The sequence below is a fragment of the Variovorax sp. DAIF25 genome, assembly GCF_050711835.1.
Classification (GTDB): domain Bacteria; phylum Pseudomonadota; class Gammaproteobacteria; order Burkholderiales; family Burkholderiaceae_C; genus Variovorax.
The window spans coordinates 955240-973075 of record NZ_CP136636.1; the positions used below are offsets into that span (position 1 = coordinate 955240).

Consider the following 17836-nt stretch of genomic DNA (forward strand, 5'->3'; position numbering starts at 1 on the left):
CCTTCGTCGCGACAGCGCGTAGGACCGCGCCGCCGTGCGCGGCTCAGTCGCCCGGCGCGCCGCGCCACAGCGCGGCCCACGGCATGCGTGCGAACAGCAGCGCAAGGTCGATTTCGACGCCCGACTCGAACGGCGCATCGGTCAGCAGCTCGGTGAAGCCCGCGCCCGCATCGGCCGCGCCTTCATCGGACAGCCACACCCGCGTGCCGCGCCAGGCCTCGCCCACCGGCAGCTCCGGCGCGGCCTCGTCCGCCATGCCGCCGCACAGCCCCGCGAAGAAGCGCGCGGCCACCACCACCAGCGTGCGTCCCTCGTGGCGCCGCTCGAACGCGACCACGTGCCGCGCGAGCGGTCCTTCGACGCGCAACCCGCGGTAGCCGGCATCGCGAAAGAACGCATCCTGCGCGCGGCGTAGCGCCAGCAGCCGCCAGGCGAACCAGAGCTTGGCGCGGCCGTCGTGCGGCGCGCGCGCGAACGCCTCCACGCTCTCGGCGGAGCGCGCGCCCGCCGCGCGCTGCTCGAAGTCCTCGAGCAGGTCTTCGCGGCACGCATAGTCCACGGCCCGCCGGTTGTCGGGGTCCACCAGCGTCAGCGGCATCAGCTCGGTGCCCTGGTAGACGTCGGGCACGCCGGGCGAGGCGAATTTCAGCAGCGTCAGCGAGAGGCTGTTCCAGGCGCCGAACAGCGCGATGCGCGACGCGAAGGCCCGCAGGTCCGTCCACCACGCGGCCGGTTGCGCCGCATCGAGCGTCAGTTCCACGAAGCGCCGCAGCGCGTCCTCGTAGCCCGCGTCGGGCCGGGTCCACGCGGTGCGCAGCTTGGCTTCGCGCGCGGCCTTGTGCATGTACTGCACGATGCGTTCGCTGTAGTCGGCCAGCGCCTCGCCTTCGAGCCCTTCGGCGGGCAGCGTGCCGACCAGCGTCTGGCACAGCAGGTAGAGGTCGGCGCCCGAGGGCGCATCGGCCGGCGCGCCCTCGGCGGCCATGCGCTCGCGCAGCGGCTGCTGCAGCCGGCGCCAGCGCATCAACGCGGCGCGCCATTCGCGCGGGATCTCCGACAGCACGTCGATGCGCGTGCGAACGTCCTCCGAGCGCTTGTTGTCGTGCGTCGAGGTCGCGAGCATGGTGTGCGGCCAGCGCGCGGCGCGGTCGGCGCTCGCCGCGTGGAAGTCCTCCACGTCGACGCCGAACACGTCGGGATCGCCGCCCACCTCGTTGAGCGCGGCGAGCGGAAAGTAGCGGTAGAAGGCCGTGTCCTCCACGCCCTTGGCCGCCACCGGCGCGCTGAACTGCTGGAAGCGCACCGCGAAGCGCCGCACCCGGTCGCGCAGCGCGGGGCCGGCCGTGGGCACCGCCTCGCCGCTCAGGGTCTGGCGCAGGAACGCGTAGACCGAGGTGTCGCCGTCGCCGAAGTGCCGCTCGGCCGCGCCCACCGCTTCGTCGATGAAGCGGCGGTCCTGCGCCGAGGGCACGTCGACGATGTAGCTGCGGTAGACCGGCAGGCAGGCCACCACCGCCGCGAGCGCGCGGCGCAGCGTGTTGAGCGTGTGGTCGCGCGTGTCGCGGTCGGCGCGCGCGATGCGCAGCAGCGCGTTCGACAGCACCGAGAGCTCCGAGGCCAGCGCATGGCGCATCACGGCCGCCTTGCCGTCGCGCACATGGGCCTCGAAGTGCGCGGGCGATCCGGTGAAGCGATGCCACAGCACCGCGAAGCGTCCCGCGGCAGCGGTGTCGATCAGCACGCCGTTGGCCACGTTCGCGAAGCGGTAGCCGGTGGTGCCGTGCACGTGCCAGTCCTCGGGCACCTCCTCGCCGCGCGCCACGATCTTCTCGGCCACCACGTACAGCGGCCGCGCCGGGCGGCCCTGTGCATCGTCGCCGGCCAGCGGCAGGCCGGCGCGGCGCGCATAGCCTTCCTGCAACTGGCGGAAGTAGCGCGCCGGATCGTGCAGGCCGTCGGGATGGTCGATGCGCAGCCCGTCGACGATGCCCTGCGCCGCGAGGTCCAGCGCCAGCGACTGCGTGGCCTCGAACACCTCGTCGCGCTCCATGCGCAGCGCCGCGAGGTCGTTGATGTCGAAGAAGCGCCGGTAGTTGATCTCGTCGGCCGCCACGCGCCAGTAGGTCAGGCGCCAGTGCTGGGCCTCGATCAGCGCATGCAGCGCATCGCGCGCGGCGCCGTCGTTGAAGGCTGCCGTGGCCTGCGCCAGCGCCTGCGCCACCTCGGCATGCGCATCGGCGAGCTCGCCCAGCCGCGCCTTCAGCAGCGCATGCTCGCGCGAGCGCGCCTCGCGCACGGCCGAATCGGCCGCGGGCGCGTCGTCGGCGCTGGCGTCGTGCACCGGCCACTGCGTCCAGGCCTCGGCCAGCGCCAGCAGCCGCGCGCGCGGTCCTTCCGCGAGTTGTTCGGCGGCGCGCGCCAGCACCGTGGCATGGCTGCGCGGCGCGATCGGGAAGCGGTGCTCGTAGTAGCGCAGCGCGAAGCCGGCCTCGCCGCGCGCCGTGCCCTCGCCGCGCTCGAAGTGCAGCACCAGCGCGCCCTCGGCGAGCGCCTCGCCATAGGGCACGCCGAGCACCGGCAGCAGCACCTTGCCGCGCAGCTCCGGGTTCAGCGGCTCCCAGTCGATGTCGAAGTGCTGCGCATAGACCGAGGCCGGCCCGTGCTCGAGCACGTCCATCCACCAGCCGTTGTCGGCGCCGAACACGCCCATGTGGTTGGGCACCATGTCGAGCAGCAGCCCCAGGCCCTGCGCATGCAAGGTGCGCGTGAAGCGCTCGAAGCCCTCGGCCCCGCCGAGCTCGGGATTGATCTGGTCGTGCGCGACCACGTCGTAGCCGTGCATGCTGCCGGCGCGCGCGCGCTGGATCGGCGAGCAGTAGACATGGCTGATGCCCAGCCGCGCGAGGTAGGGCACGATCGCCGCCGCGGCATCGAAGCCGAAGTCGCGGTGCAGCTGCAGCCGGTAGGTGGCGCGCGGAATGCGCGCCGCGGGCACGCGCTGCCCGGTGTCCTGCGTGGGGCTCGCACGCGGCCGTTCGACGGCCAGCCGCGCCGCCACCGCGCGCACCGTCTCGCGCGTGGCCAGGGTCTCGAGCTCGGCCTCGAGCTTGCGCCGCCAGTTGGGCTGCAGCTCGTCGGTGGTGCCCGGCAGGTTCGCCTGGTCGAGCGTGCCCAGCAGGTCCTCGGGCTGCACCATCGCGAGCGTGCAGGGCGTGGCGCCGATGTAGGCATGCACGGCGGCCGTCAGCGCGGCATCGGGCTGCGTGGCCGTGGCGGCCGCGGCCATCTGCTCGGCCGACAGCAGGCCCTGCCGGTGCAGCGCGCGCAGGAGGCCCACGCGCTGTGCCGCGCGGTCGGCCTGCTGCTTTTCGAACAGCTCCTGCGAGGGGAACAGCCCGAGCTGCGCGCGCAGCCGCAGGTCGTGGCCCGACCACCAGCCGGCCAGGGTCGCGAGGTCATGCGTGCCGAAGGTCGCGAGCGCCGCGCCCGGGTAGTCGCCGGGCGCCAGGAACTCGCTGCCGCGCGTCTCGAAGACGAGCACGCGGTACGACAGCACGTCGGCCTGCGCCAGCGCCTCGCGCACGCGCGGCGCCACCGTGCCCAGGTCCTCTCCGATCACCATGCAGCGGTGGCGGTGGCTCTCGAGCGTGAGGATCGCGAGCATCTCCTCGAGCGGGTACTGCACGTAGGCGCCATCGCGCGGCGAGCTGCCCTCGGGAATCCAGAACAGCCGCATCAGTCCCATCACGTGGTCGATGCGCAGCGCGCCGCCATGGCGCATGTTGGCGCGCAGCGTGTCGGCGAACAGCCGGTAGCCGCTCGTGCGCAGCCGGTCGGCGCGCAGCGGCGGCAGGCCCCAGCCCTGGCCCTGGGGATTGAACTCGTCGGGCGGCGCGCCCACGCTCGCGCCGAGCGCGAACACCGACTGGCCGCCCCAGGCGTCCGAGCCCGCGCGGTCGACCGAGATCGCGAGGTCGAGGTACAGGCCCACGCGCATGCCGAGCGCGCGGCAGCGCGCCCCGGCTTCCGCCAGCTGCATCGAGGCCAGCCACTGCAGGTACTGGTGGAAGTGCAGCTCGCTCGCATGCGTGCGCTCGAACTGCGCCACCGCCTCCGAGGCCGGGTCGCGGTAGGCCTCGGGCCAGCCGGTCCAGCCATGCACCGAGGCATCGGCGGCATGGAAATGCGCCTGCAGCGCCTCGAACAGCGCATGGCGGTGCAGCGCCTCGCCGCGATCGGCCACGAAGGAGCGGAAGATGCGCGCGCGGTCGCTGCCGGGCTCGGTGTCGGGGCCCAGGTGCGCGCGTTCGAAGTGCGCGAACAGGCAGCGCAGCACCTCGTGCTTGGCCTGCGCCACGCCCGCGCGGTCGACCAGCGGCGCGGCGCGCAGCGCCTTCAGCCGGGTCTGGAACGCGGGCTCGGCGACCATGCGCCGCGCCTCCTCGCACTCGGCGAAGTCGGGCACCGCTTCCACCGCGATGTAGAGCGCGTCGATCTGTTGCCGCGTCGACGGGCTGTAGGGGCTCGCATGCAGCGGGTTGTGGGCGAACAGCGCATGCAGTGGATTGAGGCCGATCGCATCCACGCCCAGCGGCGCCATGCGCGCGGCCAGTTCCGAGAGATCGCCGAAGTCGCCGATGCCCCAGTTGCGCCGCGAGCGCAGCGCCGGCAGTTGCACCGCGAGACCCCAGGCGCGGCCGCCGCCTTCCGGCGCGAGCGAGGGCGGGCGGTAGCAGCGCCCCGGTGTCGCGATCAGCAGGGTCTCGCCCTCGGCGCCCTCGATCGACAGGCGGTGGTAGCCGGGCTGCAGCTCGACGTCGAAGCTCAGCGTGCCATCGGCCTCGATCCGCGCATCGCCCGTGCTGGGCTCGCCGTATTCGTCGCGCAGGTGCCAAAGGTGACGGCCATCGGCCGAGGGCGGCAGGACGGCCGGATCGAGCGCCAGCGACCACGGCGCCTGCTCGGCGCGCACCACGTGCACCGCGGGCAGCACGGCACCGGCCTCGGGCGGCACTGCGGCCGGCGTGTCGTCGTCCTCGCCGCGCCAAACCACGCCGAAGGCCGACAACAGCGCGCGCAGGGTGGCGCGCGGCGCCTGGTGCTCGTGGCCGAAGACGTCGTGGTAGCGGGTGTCGATGCCGAAGCGCGCGCACAGCGCCTCGATCGTGGGGAGCTCGCGGGATTCACTCGACATCGGACACCTGCAGGCTCAGATGCACCGCGCCGCGCGCGAGGCGCAGCCGTTGCGGATGTTCGTCGGGTGCGCTCGTGGCATCCACCGCCTCGCCGAGCGCGCCGACCGAATGCAGCGTCTCGCCCGGCGGTGCGTCGACCGCATGTTGATGCTCGCCGAAGCAGGCCAGCAGGTGCAGCACCGCGCCGTCCGACAGCGTCCAGCGCACGCGCAGCAGGTCGTCCTCGACGTCGTAGTCGCCGCCGTGCTGGCGGCCGCCGAAGTGCGGCACCAGCCGCTCGCGGCGCAGCTGCAGCAGCTGCCGCACGCCCTCGAGGTTCTCGCGGTGCGGCGAGCGCTCGCGCTCGCTCCAGTCGAGCTTGGCGAGCGCGAAGCTCTCGGGCGCGTTGCAGTCGGGGATCGCCGCGCGCGCGGCCTCGTCGGCGAAGGCGGCGAAGCGGCCGAACTCGTCGCGCCGGCCCTGCGACACCGCGGCCGCGAGCTCGGGCCCGAAGTCGCAGAAGTAGGGGAAGGGCGTGGCGGCCGCGTATTCCTCGCCCATGAACAGCATCGGCGTGTGCGGCGACAGCAGCAGGCAGGCGCGCGCGGCGCGCACCAGCACCGGGTCGGCCAGCGCGTCGATGCGTTCGCCGAAGGCGCGGTTGCCGACCTGGTCGTGCGTCTGCAGGTAGGACACGAAGGCGCCCGAGGGCAGGCTGGCGCTCGGCTCGCCGCGCGTCTCGCCCTCGCGGAACACCGAGGCCTGGCCCTGGTAGACGAAGCCCTCGGCCAGCGCGCGCGCGAACAGTTCGAGCGGCTGCTGCGCATAGTCGGCGTAGTAGCCGTCGCGCTCGCCGGTCAGCAGCACGTGCGCCGCATGGTGCAGGTCGTCGTTCCATTGCGCGGTAGCGATGCGCGGACGGCCCTGCGCGTCGCGCTCGAGCAGGTGCGCGAGGTTGCGGTCTTCCTCGAGCACCACGTGCACTTCGCGCGTGCGGCCCGGGCCTTCGCGCAGCGCATCGCAGATGGCCTGCACGATGCCCACCGGCGAGTCGTCGCGGATCGCATGCACCGCGTCCATGCGCAGGCCGTCGGCATGGAACTCCTCGACCCAGTAGAGCGCGTTGTGGATGAAGAAGTCGCGCACGGTCGCGCTGCCGGGCCCGTCGTAGTTGATCGCGGCGCCCCAGGGCGTGCGGTGCGCGTCGTTGAAGAACTGCGGGCAGCAGGCATGCAGGTAGTTGCCTTCGGGCCCGAAGTGGTTGTAGACCACGTCGACCAGCACCATCATGCCGAGCGCGTGGGCCTCGTCGATCAGCGCCTTGAGCGCCTCGGGCCGGCCGTAGATGGCATCGGGCGCGAAGGGCAGCACGCCGTCGTAGCCCCAGCCGCGCCGGCCCGGGAAGTCCGCCAGCGGCATCAGCTCGATGGCCGTGATGCCGAGCGCCGCGAGTTCGGGCAGCCGCGCGCGCGTGGCGTCGAACGTGCCTTCGGGCGTGAAGCTGCCCACGTGCAGTTCGTAGATCACGGCCTCGGACCAGGGCCGGCCGCGCCAGCCGCCGTCGCGCCAGGCGTAGGCGGCCGGGTCGATCACCTCGCTCGGGCCGTGCACGTCCTCGGGATTGAAGCGCGAGGCCGGGTCGGGCACCTGCAGCCCGTCGGGCATGCGGAAGCGGTAGCGGTCGCCGGCGCGCGCCTGCGCAAGCCGCAGCCGGTGCCAGCCCTCGGCATCGCGCGCCATGGCATGCGACTCGGCGCCGAGCTCGAGCTGCACCTGCGGAGCATCGGGCGCCCAGAAGCGGAAGTCGACGCCGCCGGCGGAATTCGGCAAGGCGCCGAAGGGCATCGCGTGTATGCGCGGCTGCGTGAGGATGGCATCGTTCATTCGGAAGCTCCCGTGTTCTCTCGGCCCAGCAGCACCAGCGAGCGACTCGGCAGCGCATAGGCCGCGCCCTCCAGCTTGCCCGCCTCGCCGGCGCCATCGTCCTTGGTGGTGTCGAGCAGCACGCGCCAGGGCGCCGCGCTCGGCGGCAGCTGGAACGGGATCGCGTCGTGGTGCGCGTTGAGCAGCAGCAGGAAGTCGTCGTCGCGCAGCATCTCGCCGCGCGGCCCGCGGTCGGGCAGGGCGCTGCCCGAGACCAGCGCCGCGAGGCAGCGCACGTGGTCGGTGTTCCAGTCCTCGGAGCTCATCTCGTCGCCGTCGGGGCGCAGCCAGCAGATGTCCTTGGCCGACTGCCCCTCGGGCACGCGGCCCTCGAAGAAGCTGCGGCGGCGGAACGCCGGATGCCGGCGCCGCAGCGCGATGGCGCGCTGCACGAAGCGCGTGAGCGCGCTGCGCTCGGGCGTGTCGCTCCAGTCGATCCAGCTCAGCGCGTTGTCCTGGCAGTAGGCGTTGTTGTTGCCGTTCTGGCTGTGGCCGCGCTCGTCGCCCGCCAGCAGCATCGGCACGCCCTGCGACAGCAGCAGGGTGGCCAGCAGGTTGCGCTTCTGCCGCGCGCGCAGCGCGTTCACCTCGGCATCGTCGGTCGCGCCCTCGGCGCCGCAGTTCCACGACACGTTGTGGTTGCTGCCGTCGCGGTTGTCCTCGCCGTTGGCCTCGTTGTGCTTGTCGTTGTAGGAGACCAGGTCCTCGAGGTTGAAGCCGTCGTGTGCGGTCACGAAGTTGATGCTCGCGAACGGCCGCTTGCCCGACCAGCCGTAGAGGTCCTGCGAGCCCGTGAGGCGCTGCGCCATCTCGCCGGTGACGCCTGCGTCGCCCTTCCAGAAGCCGCGCATGCCGTCGCGGTAGCGGTCGTTCCACTCGGCCCAGCCGAGCGGGAAGTTGCCGACCTGGTAGCCGCCGTGGCCCAGGTCCCAGGGCTCGGCGATCAGCTTCACGCGGCTCAGGGTCGGGTCCTGGCGGATCGCGTCGAAGAAGCCGCCGAGGTTCTCGACCCGGCCCGACTCGCGCGCCAGCGCCGAGGCCAGGTCGAAGCGGAAGCCGTCGACGTGCATCTCCTCGACCCAGTAGCGCAGCGAGTCCATCACCAGTTGCAGCGCGCGCGGATGCTCGAGGTTGACGGTGTTGCCGCAGCCCGTGAAGTCGTCGTAGTAGCGGCGCTGGTCGCCGTTGAGGATGTAGTAGGAGGCGTTGTCCACGCCGCGCATCGACAGCGTGGGCCCGAGCTGGTTGCCCTCGCAGCTGTGGTTGTAGACCACGTCGAGGATCACCTCGATGCCGGCCGAGTGCAGCGTCTTCACCAGCGTCTTGAATTCCTTCACCTTGCCCGAGGCGCTGTAGCGCATCTCGGGCGCGAAGTAGGTCAGCGTGTTGTAGCCCCAGTAGTTCTGCAGGCCGCGCTCTGCCAGGTGGCGGTCGTTGAGGAAGCCGTGCACCGGCAGCAGCTCGACCGTGGTCACGCCCAGGCGGCGCAGGTGGTCGATCACCGGCGCGCAGCCCAGGCCCGCGTAGGTGCCGCGCAGCTGCGGCGGCACCTCGGGATGCTGCATCGTGAAGCCGCGCACGTGCAGCTCGTAGATCACCATGTCCTGCCAGGGGATCGACGGCCGGCGGTCCTCGCCCCAGGTGAAGGCGGTCTCGAGCACGCGGCTCTTGGGCATCAGCGGCGCGCTGTCGCGGCGGTCGAAGGACAGGTCCTCGCGCCGGCCGCCCACGGTGTAGCCGTAGAGCGCGTCGCCCCAGCGCAGCGAACCGACGAGGTCCTTGGCGTAGGGGTCGACCAGCAGCTTGTGCGGATTGAAGCGGTGGCCCTCCTCGGGCTTGTAGGGGCCGTGCACGCGGTAGCCGTAGGCCAGGCCGGGGCGCGCCTCGGGCAGGTAGCAGTGCCACACGTCGTCGGTGCGGTCGCGCAGCTCGATGCGCTGCAGCTCGCGCCGGCCGCTCTCGTCGAACAGGCACAGCTCGACCTTGTGCGCATGCTGCGTGAACAGCGCGAAGTTCACGCCCTGGCCGTCCCAGGTCGCGCCGCGCGGGTAGGGCTCGCCGGGCCAGACGGCGGAGATGGGGCTGTAGGTGGCCTTCTTCATGAATGGGTCAATGCGAGGAATCGGTCGGGGTCGGGAAACACGAAAAAGGTCGAAGTGCCGATGGCCGCGTTCAGCGCGGTGGCGGCCAGCGCTCGCCGCTGTCGTACGGGCCCGGCGCGTGGTCGCTGCGTGGTGCCACGGGCTGGCGCACGGCGGGTGCCGGGGCGCTTTCGGTGCCGGTGGCGGCAGGCGTTGTCGGTGTGACGGGCGTGACCGGCGTGGTCGGCGTCACCGGCGTGCGCGCCGGCACGCCAGAACCGCGCGGGCGTTCGCGCGGCCACCAGTGCTCGATGCGCTCGGCCGCCCAGTCCTTGCCCGCGAGGCCGAAGGCCAGTGCAAGAGCAAGAACGATGCCGGCGAGCATCACGAGGAAGGTCTCGCGCACGATGTCGCCGCCCACCTTCACCTGGTCGAGCGCGATCAGCACCACGAACACCATTACCGCGTACTGCGCGGCCTTGCCCAGCAGTTGGCCGTCCTGCATGCCGGCGTTGCGGCAGTAGGTCTGCACGGCGCCGCCGACGAAGCGCGCGAAGTAGGCGCCGAAGGCCAGCACCAGCAGCGCGATGAAGATGTTGGGCACGAACCAGACCGCGCGCCCCAGCAGGTCGGCGATGTAGCTCAGCCCCAGCCCGTTGAAGGCGATCAGCAGCGCGGCCAGGATCACGAGCCAGTAGAACAGCACGCCGATGATGGCCGAGGTGTCGCTCGTGAGCCCGCCCTGGTGCCAGAAGTTGTCCAGCCCCGAGCGCTCGGTCAGCACGTTGAAGTTGAACGCGCGCAGCGCCTTGATGACCGCGAAGCGCACCACCTTGGCGATCAGCCAGCCCGCGAACACGACCACCAGCGCGACCAGCAGCCGCGGCAGGTAGGCGCCGATCTGGTAGAGGATCGCGCGCAGGGGTTCCAGGTGGAAGCCGAAGTTGTCCATGATGAGTTCCTCCTTCTGTGGACCGTCGCGTCAGCGCGCGGTGGAATGGTTCGGCGCAACGAGGGCGAGCAGGCCGTGCAGCGGCACCTCGACCCAGTCGTTGCGGTTGTTGAGCTCGTAGCGCAGCTCGTAGAGCGCCTTCTCGATCTCGAACAGGCGCAGCAGCCCGGCATCGGCCGGCACCGCCTCGGCCGCGCCGGCCAGCGTGCCGGTGTAGGCCGAGAGGAAGGCGTCGCGCGTCACGCGCTCCCAGTCGCGCACCGCGGCATCGAGGCGCGCCGCCTCCTCGGCGTTCTGCGCCACGCGCCGCAGCGCGGTCCAGCGCGCGTAGTTGAACGAGCGCAGCATGCCCGCCACGTCGCGCAGCGGCGAGGCCTTGGCGCGGCGCTCCTCGAAGTCGCGCGCGGGCTCGCCCTCGAAATCGATGATCACGAAGTCGTTGCCGCTCACCAGCACCTGGCCCAGGTGGTAGTCGCCGTGGTAGCGGGTCTTGAGGCCGCCGCCCTGCGCGGGCACGCTGGCGGCCACCGCCGCGTGCAGCGCCTCGCGCAGGCTCAGCAGCTGCTGCGCCTGCTCGCGCACCGGGTCGCTCAGCTGGCCCAGCCGCTGCTGCAGCAGCGCCAGCGTGGTGTCGACCTCGGCCTGCGCATGCGTCTGCAGCGCCGTGGCATCGGCAGCGCTCGTGGGCTCGGGATCGAAGGCCGGGTCGCCGGTGCGGCGCGCCAGCGCGAGGTGCAGCTCGGCGGTGCGCTGGCCCAGCGTCGCGGCCAGCGCCACGAAGCCGCCGTGCGCATCGGCCGGCGCCAGCGCGTCGGCCGGCGCGGTGCGCAGCTCCTCGAGGTAGCGTTCGACGTAGTCGCGCGTGAAGGTCCAGCCGTCGCCCTGGTTCGCCATGTACGACTGCACCATCGCGAGCGCCATCACCCGGCCGTCGTTGCCCACGTACTCGAGCGCGCCGAGCACCGGCACGCAGTTGGCGTACTGCACCACGTCGGTCAGGAAGCGGCCCATCTCGAGCTCGGGGTTGATGCCCCAGCGCACCCGGCGGTAGCCCTTGAGGAACAGCGTGTCGTTGAGCGTCACCACCGTGTTGCTGCTCTGCGCGCTCGGCCGGCCCACCGGCAGTGCATCGATGTCGAGGCCCAGCTTCGCGAACGCCGCCGTGGGACGGAAGTGCAGCCGGCCCGCGGCCGTCGGCAGCTCCAGCCCTTGCGCGATGGTGCGCACCAGTGCGCGGCAGAAGGGCTCGTCGTAGAAGGCGTCGCCCATCAGTCCCACCTGGGCCTGCTGGCGCACCTTCGCGAGGCCGGCCTGCGCCAGGCGGTTCATGCGTTCCTCCTCGCGTTCCTCCCAGGCCAGGGTCAGCGGCATGAAGTAGGTGGCGCTCTCGCGCGGGCCCTCGAGGTCGAACAGCGGCAGCAGGTAGCGGTCGGCGCCGTCCTCCCACACCGCATGGTCGGCCAGCCGCGCGCGCTCGATGGTCTCGCCCTTGGAGGCATACCAGCGCTGGATCTCGATGTGGCGCGGCAGCGTGTCGGTCTCGAACTGCGTGCGCATGCGCTCGGCCATGCCGATGCGCCACGGCATCACGCGCTCGCGGAAGAAGCTGTCCCAGCCGTCGAACAGCACCAGTGTCGGCTGCTCCTGCAGCGCCACGCCCTCCTGGTGCCACACCGGCATCTCGGCATCGAGCGTGAGCTTGAACCAGTAGAAGCCGTACGAGGCCAGCGTGAGCAGGTAGGGCAGCTCGCCGATCGGCGGAAAGGGCGCGCGCCCGAGCATCTCCACCGGCACCCGGCCCTTGAAGGCCGCGAGGTCGAGCTCGACCGGCTGTGCCGCGCGCGACAGGTTGAACACCGTCAGGATGATGTCGTCGTCGTACTCGCTGACGTAGGCCAGGATCTTGCGATTGCCGGGCTTGAGGAAGCGCCGCCGGCCGCGCCCGAAGGCATGGCTGGTCTTGCGCACCGCGAGCATGCGGCGGGTCCAGTTCAGCAGCGAGCTCGCGTCGCGCGCCTGCGCCTCCACGTTGAGCGCCTCGTAGCCGAACATGGCGTCCATGATCGGCTGCAGGTACAGGCGCTGCGGGTCGGCGCGCGAGAAGCCGGCGTTGCGGTCGGGGCTCCACTGCATCGGCGTGCGCACGCCGTTGCGGTCGCCCACGAACACGTTGTCGCCCATGCCGATCTCGTCGCCGTAGTAGATGATCGGCGAGCCCGGCATCGACAGCAGCATGCCGTTCATGAGCTTCACGCGGTCGAGGTCGTTCTCCATCAGCGGCGCCAGCCGCCGGCGGATGCCGAGGTTGATGCGCGCGCGCTGGTCGGCCGCGTACATGTTGTACATGTAGTCGCGCTCCTTGCTGGTCACCATCTCGAGCGTGAGCTCGTCGTGGTTGCGCAGGAAGATCGCCCACTGGCAGCCCTCGGGGATGTCGGGCGTCTGCTGAAGGATCTCGACCACCGGGTGCCGGTCCTCCTGCGCGATCGCCATGTACATGCGCGGCATCAGCGGGAAGTGGTAGGCCATGTGGCACTCGTCGCCGTCGCCGAAGTACTCGCGCACGTCCTCGGGCCACATGTTGGCCTCGGCCAGCAGGAAGCGGTTCTTGTACTCGGCGTCGATCGCCGCGCGCAGCTTCTTGATGACCGCGTGCGTCTCGGGCAGGTTCTCGTTGCTGGTGCCGTCGCGCTCCACCAGGTAGGGGATCGCGTCGAGCCGGAAGCCGTCCACGCCCATGTCGAGCCAGAAGCGCATGACCTTGAGCACCGCCTCGAGCACCGCCGGGTTGTCGAAGTTCAGGTCGGGCTGGTGGCTGAAGAAGCGGTGCCAGTAGTAGGCCTTGGCCACCGGGTCCCACGACCAGTTCGAGGTCTCGGTGTCGGTGAAGATGATCCGCGTGCCCTGGTAGAGCTGGTCGGTGTCGCTCCAGACGTAGAAGTCGCGCTCGGGCGAGCCCGGCGGCGCCTTGCGCGCGGCCTGGAACCACGGGTGCTCGCTCGAGGTGTGGTTGATGACCAGCTCGGTGATCACGCGCAGCCCGCGCTTGTGCGCCTCGTCGAGCATCTCGCGGAAGTCGTCGAGCGTGCCGTACTGCGGGTTCACGTCCTCGTAGGCCGAGATGTCGTAGCCGTCGTCGCGCAGCGGCGAGGGATAGAAGGGCATCAGCCAGATCGTGTTGACGCCCAGCTCCTTCACGTAGTCGAGCTTCGCGGTCACGCCCTTGAAGTCGCCGACGCCGTCGTTGTTGGTGTCGAAGAAGGCCTTGACGTTGAGCTGGTAGATCACCGCATCGCGGTACCACAGCGGATCGTCGCTGTTGTCGATCTCGACGGTTTCCAGCGCGATGCGCGAAACGGGTGCATTCATCGCTCTCTCCCTCAGAGGAAGTAATCGAAATCGCGCTCGCTGCGCACACGCCGGCGCACCACGAGGATGTGGGCAGGCACGCTGTGCGGATCGAGCTTCACGTAGTGGTGATGGCCGCGCCAGGTGTAGCGTTGGTTGGTGAGCAGGTCGTGCACCTGGAAGTCCTCGTCGGGACCGACGCCGATGCTGGCCGGGTCGAGGTGGATCCAGCCTGACTGCGCCTGGTGCGGATCGAGGTTGACCGCGACGATCACCACGTTGGCCTCGGCTTCGTCGTTGTCGGGCACGGACTCGCGCGCATAGGCCAGCAGCATGTCGTTCTCGACCGGAAGGAAGCGCACGCCGCGGTGCGTCTGCAGCGCGGGGTTGTCGTGGCGGATGCGGTTCACGCGCGCGATGAAGGGCGCGAGGCTCTCGGGATCGTCGTGGTTCCAGTGCCGCAGCTGGTACTTCTCGGAGTCGAGGTACTCCTCGCTGCCATGCTCGCGCGGGCGGTGCTCGCGCAGCTCGTAGGCCGGCCCGTAGATGCCGTAGCTGCCCGCGAGTGTGGCCGCGAGCACCAGCCGCGCCATGTAGGTCGGCGCGTCGCCGGCCTGCAGCTGCTCGTGCAGGATGTCGGGCGTGTTGGGCCAGGCGTTGGGACGGAAGTAGTCGGCGCCCGGGCCGCTCGACAGCTCGGTGAAGTACTCGACCAGCTCGGCCTTGCCGGTGCGCCAGGTGAAGTAGGTGTAGGACTGCGTGAAGCCCAGCTTCGCGAGCCGGTGCATCACCTTCGGCCGCGTGAAGGCCTCGGCCAGGAAGATCACCTCGGGGTGCTCGCGGTTGACCGCGCCGATCGCCCACTGCCAGAAAGCGAAGGACTTGGTGTGCGGGTTGTCGACGCGGAAGATGCGCACGCCCTCGCCGATCCAGTGGTCGAGCACGCTCTTGAGCTCGGCCCACAGCGCGCGCCAGTCCTCGCTCTCGAAGTGGAAGGGATAGATGTCCTGGTACTTCTTCGGCGGGTTCTCCGCGTACTGCACGCTGCCGTCGGGCCGACGGCGGAACCACTCGGGGTGTTCCTTCACGTAGGGATGGTCGGGCGCGCACTGGAAGGCGATGTCGAGCGCGATCTCGATGCCCTGCGCGTTCGCGGCCTGCACCAGGTGACGGAAGTCCTCGGGCGTGCCGAGCGCGGGCAGGATCGATTTGTGCCCGCCTTCCTTCGCGCCGATGGCCCAGGGGCTGCCCACGTCGTCGGGGCCGGCCACCAGCGTGTTGTTCGGGCCCTTGCGCTGCTCGCGGCCGATCGGATGGATCGGCGGCATGTAGAGCACGTCGAAGCCCATCGCGGCGATCGCTGGCAGCCGCGTCTCGACGTCGCGGAAGGTGCCGTGGCGGCCGGGCTCGAGCGAGGCCGAGCGCGGAAAGAGCTCGTACCAGGTGCTGAAGCCCGCGCGCGCGCGCTGCGCCCACAGCGGCAGCTCGGCCGAGGTCACGGCGAGGCTGCGGTCGGGATGGCGGCGCGCCACCTCGGCCAGCGTCGCGTCGAGCGCGAGTGCCTGCACCGCGCGCAGCTCGGTCGCGCCATCGGCCGCGGCGCGCGCGAGTTCCTCGCCCCAGCGCGCGAGCGCCTCGCGGTCGGCGCCGTCGGCGCGGCCCGCGGCCGCCACGATGTCCTTGGCCGCGGCCAGCGCCGCGATGCGGATGTCCTCGCCCACGCGGCGCGCCATCTCGTGGCGCCACGACTCGAAGGAATCGACCCAGGCGCTCACGCTGTAGAGGTAGCGCCCGATCGCGGGCGGCGCGAACGCGGCCTCCCAGACGTCGTTGCCGAGCGCGCGCATCGGCAGCTCGCGCACCTCGTCGCGCCCCTCGCCGCGAGCTTCGGGGCGCCAGCGCAGCATCACGCGCAGCACGTCGTGGCCGTCGGTGAAGCAGTGCGCCGTGATCGTCGTGCGCTGGCCCACGATGGCCTTGACCGGGAAACGGCCTTCGTCGACCGAGGGCAGCACCGCGCCGATCACCGCGCGGATGCGGCCGTCGGAGCCATCGGCGGGGGCGGGTGCATCGGGCGCGACGGTTGCCGGCGCGAAGCTCAGCGGCGGCTCGGGCGGCGGCAGCGAACGCTTGCGCGCGGGGGCCTTGGTCTCGGTGCGGGGGAGGGAAGTGCTTTCGCTCGCGGTCTGGGTCTTGCCCTTGGGCGCCTTGGCGCCGATCGGGGTGGTTTCACGCTTCATCGTTGGCCCTCGGATTGCAGGATCACGGTGGACAGCGGCGGCAGCGTGAGGCTCAGCGAGTGGCGCCGGCCGTGCGCACGCACGGGCGATGCCTCGACCTCGCCGAAGTTGCCCCAGCCCGCGCCGCCGAACTCGGTGGCGTCGGTGTTGAGCACCTCGCGCCAGATGCCGCCGTACGGCACGCCGACCAGCAGGTCGGTGCGCGGCACCGGCGTCATGTTCACGGCCACCAGCACCGGCGGGCCGTCGTGCGCGGGCTTGCGCAGGAACACGAACACGCTGCGCTCGGCATCGTCGGCCTCGATCCATTCGAAGCCCGCGGGCGTGAAGTCCTGGCTGTGCAGCGCCGGCTGCTCGCGGTAGACGCGGTTGAGCTGGCGCACCATGCGTTGCAGGCCGGCATGCGCCGGCAGGCCGCAGACCCACCACTCGAGCTCGCCGTCGTGCGTCCATTCGCGGCGCTGGCCAAACTCGGCGCCCATGAACAGCAGCTTCTTGCCCGGGTGCGCCCACATGAAGGCCAGCAGCGCGCGCAGGTTGGCGAACTGCTGCCAGTCGTCGCCCGGCATCTTGTTGATCAGCGAACCCTTGCCGTGCACCACCTCGTCGTGCGAGAGCGGCAGCACGAAGTTCTCGTGGAAGGCATAGACCAGCGAGAAGGTCAGCGCGTGGTGGTGGTGGCGGCGATGCACCGGGTCGTGGCGCATGTAGTCCAGCGTGTCGTGCATCCAGCCCATGTTCCACTTGAGGCCGAAGCCCAGCCCGTCCATCTCGATCGGGCGCGACACGCGCGGCCAGGCGGTCGATTCCTCGGCCACGGTGAAGGTGTCGGGATGGTCGCGGTAGACCGCGCGGTTGAGCGTTTGCAGGAACTCGATGGCCTCGAGGTTCTCGCGCCCGCCGTGGCGGTTGGGCACCCAGCCGCCCGGGCCGCGCGCGTAGTCGAGGTAGAGCATCGAGGCCACCGCGTCCACGCGCAGGCCGTCGATGTGGTACTTGTCGAGCCAGAACAGCGCCGAGGACACCAGGAAGCTGCGCACCTCGGGCCGGCCGTAGTTGAAGATCGCCGAGTTCCATTCGGGATGGAAGCCCTGGCGCGGATCGGCGTGCTCGAACAGGTGCGTGCCGTCGAAGAAGGCGAGGCCGTGCGCGTCGGTCGGGAAGTGCGAGGGCACCCAGTCCAGCAGCACGCCGATGCCGCGCTGGTGCAGGTGGTCGACGAAGTACATGAAGTCCTCGGGCGTGCCGTAGCGCGCGGTCGGCGCGAAGTAGCCCGTGGTCTGGTAGCCCCAGGAACCGTAGAACGGATGCTCGGTCACGGGCATCAGCTCCACGTGCGTGAAGCCCATGTCGTTCACGTAGTCGGCCAGCGCATGGGCCAGCGCGCGGTAGCCCATGAACTGGCCGTCCTCGCGCCGCCACGAGCCCAGGTGCACCTCGTACATCGCCATCGGCGCATCGAGCGCGTTGCGCGCATGGCGCGTCGCCATCCAGTCGCCGTCGGCCCAGTCGTGGCCCTCGCCGAGGCGGTGCACGCGCGAGGCGGTGGCCGGCGCGAGTTCCGACGAGAAGGCGAAGGGATCGGCCTTGTCCTCGACATGGCCGCGCAGGCGCGAGCGGATGCGGTACTTGTAGGTCTGGCCCGGCCGCACTTCGTCGACATGGCCGCGCCACACGCCGCTGTCGCCGGGCACGGGGCTCAGCGGATCGGCCTCGCCGTTCCAGCCGTTCCAGTCGCCCACCACCGAGACCGACTCGGCATTGGGCGCCCACACGGCGAAGTCGGCGCCGCCGTCCTCGTGCGGATGGCAGCCGAGCTTGTCGAACAGGCGCGCGTGGGTTCCTTCGCGAAAAAGATAGGCGTCGGTGTCATCGAAGACAGCGGGGGGGTGGACAGCAAGCACGGTGATTCCTTGGAACGGTGTCCCGGGCGCGGACCTCTTCGCGGGTCCATCGCCGAAGACCGGTAAGGCGGGGAGAAATCCATTTCCCCCGAAGCGCGCGTGCTTGCGTCGAAGCGTTCACCGCTTCGATCTGTCGGAGAAGAAGCCGTCCGGAAAAATGGAACACCGATGCAACGCGCAGGCGTTGCGAAGGACGGCGCGCTCGCGCGGGTTG

7 protein-coding genes are annotated in these 17836 nt (G+C 71.1%); all 7 read right to left on the reverse strand.

The genetic code is table 11. The annotated features are described in order from the left end of the window. Nucleotides 1-43 precede the first annotated feature (43 nt). Nucleotides 44-5194 carry a malto-oligosyltrehalose synthase gene (locus tag R0232_RS04365; protein WP_431511339.1) on the reverse strand — a complete coding sequence of 1717 codons (5151 nt, stop codon included), beginning with the start codon at nucleotides 5192-5194 and terminating at the stop codon, nucleotides 44-46. Continuing rightward, nucleotides 5184-7058, reverse strand: coding sequence for a malto-oligosyltrehalose trehalohydrolase (gene treZ, locus R0232_RS04370; protein ID WP_431511340.1), 1875 nt, complete (start codon nucleotides 7056-7058; stop codon nucleotides 5184-5186). Before treZ ends, R0232_RS04365 begins: the two co-directional genes overlap by 11 nt. After that, nucleotides 7055-9199: a glycogen debranching protein GlgX gene (gene glgX, locus R0232_RS04375; RefSeq protein ID WP_431511341.1), complete on the reverse strand. Its 2145-nt coding sequence runs from the start codon at nucleotides 9197-9199 to the stop codon at nucleotides 7055-7057. The genes treZ and glgX overlap by 4 nt, the downstream gene beginning before the upstream one ends. A 70-nt stretch (nucleotides 9200-9269) precedes the next feature. Beyond that, a complete protein-coding gene (locus R0232_RS04380; protein WP_431511342.1) occupies nucleotides 9270-10130 on the reverse strand; it encodes a mechanosensitive ion channel family protein in 861 nt (286 codons plus the stop codon). A 30-nt stretch (nucleotides 10131-10160) separates the two neighbouring features. Further along, nucleotides 10161-13499, reverse strand: a complete 3339-nt coding sequence (gene treS / locus R0232_RS04385) for a maltose alpha-D-glucosyltransferase (protein WP_431511343.1) — start codon at nucleotides 13497-13499, stop codon at nucleotides 10161-10163. Between the two features lie 11 nt (nucleotides 13500-13510). Then, complete coding sequence (locus R0232_RS04390) at nucleotides 13511-15718, reverse strand: alpha-1,4-glucan--maltose-1-phosphate maltosyltransferase (protein ID WP_431511344.1); 2208 nt, start codon at nucleotides 15716-15718, stop codon at nucleotides 13511-13513. Further along, nucleotides 15715-17622, reverse strand: coding sequence for a 1,4-alpha-glucan branching protein GlgB (glgB, locus tag R0232_RS04395; protein WP_431511345.1), 1908 nt, complete (start codon nucleotides 17620-17622; stop codon nucleotides 15715-15717). The genes R0232_RS04390 and glgB overlap by 4 nt, the downstream gene beginning before the upstream one ends. Between the last annotated feature and the right edge of the window lie 214 nt (nucleotides 17623-17836).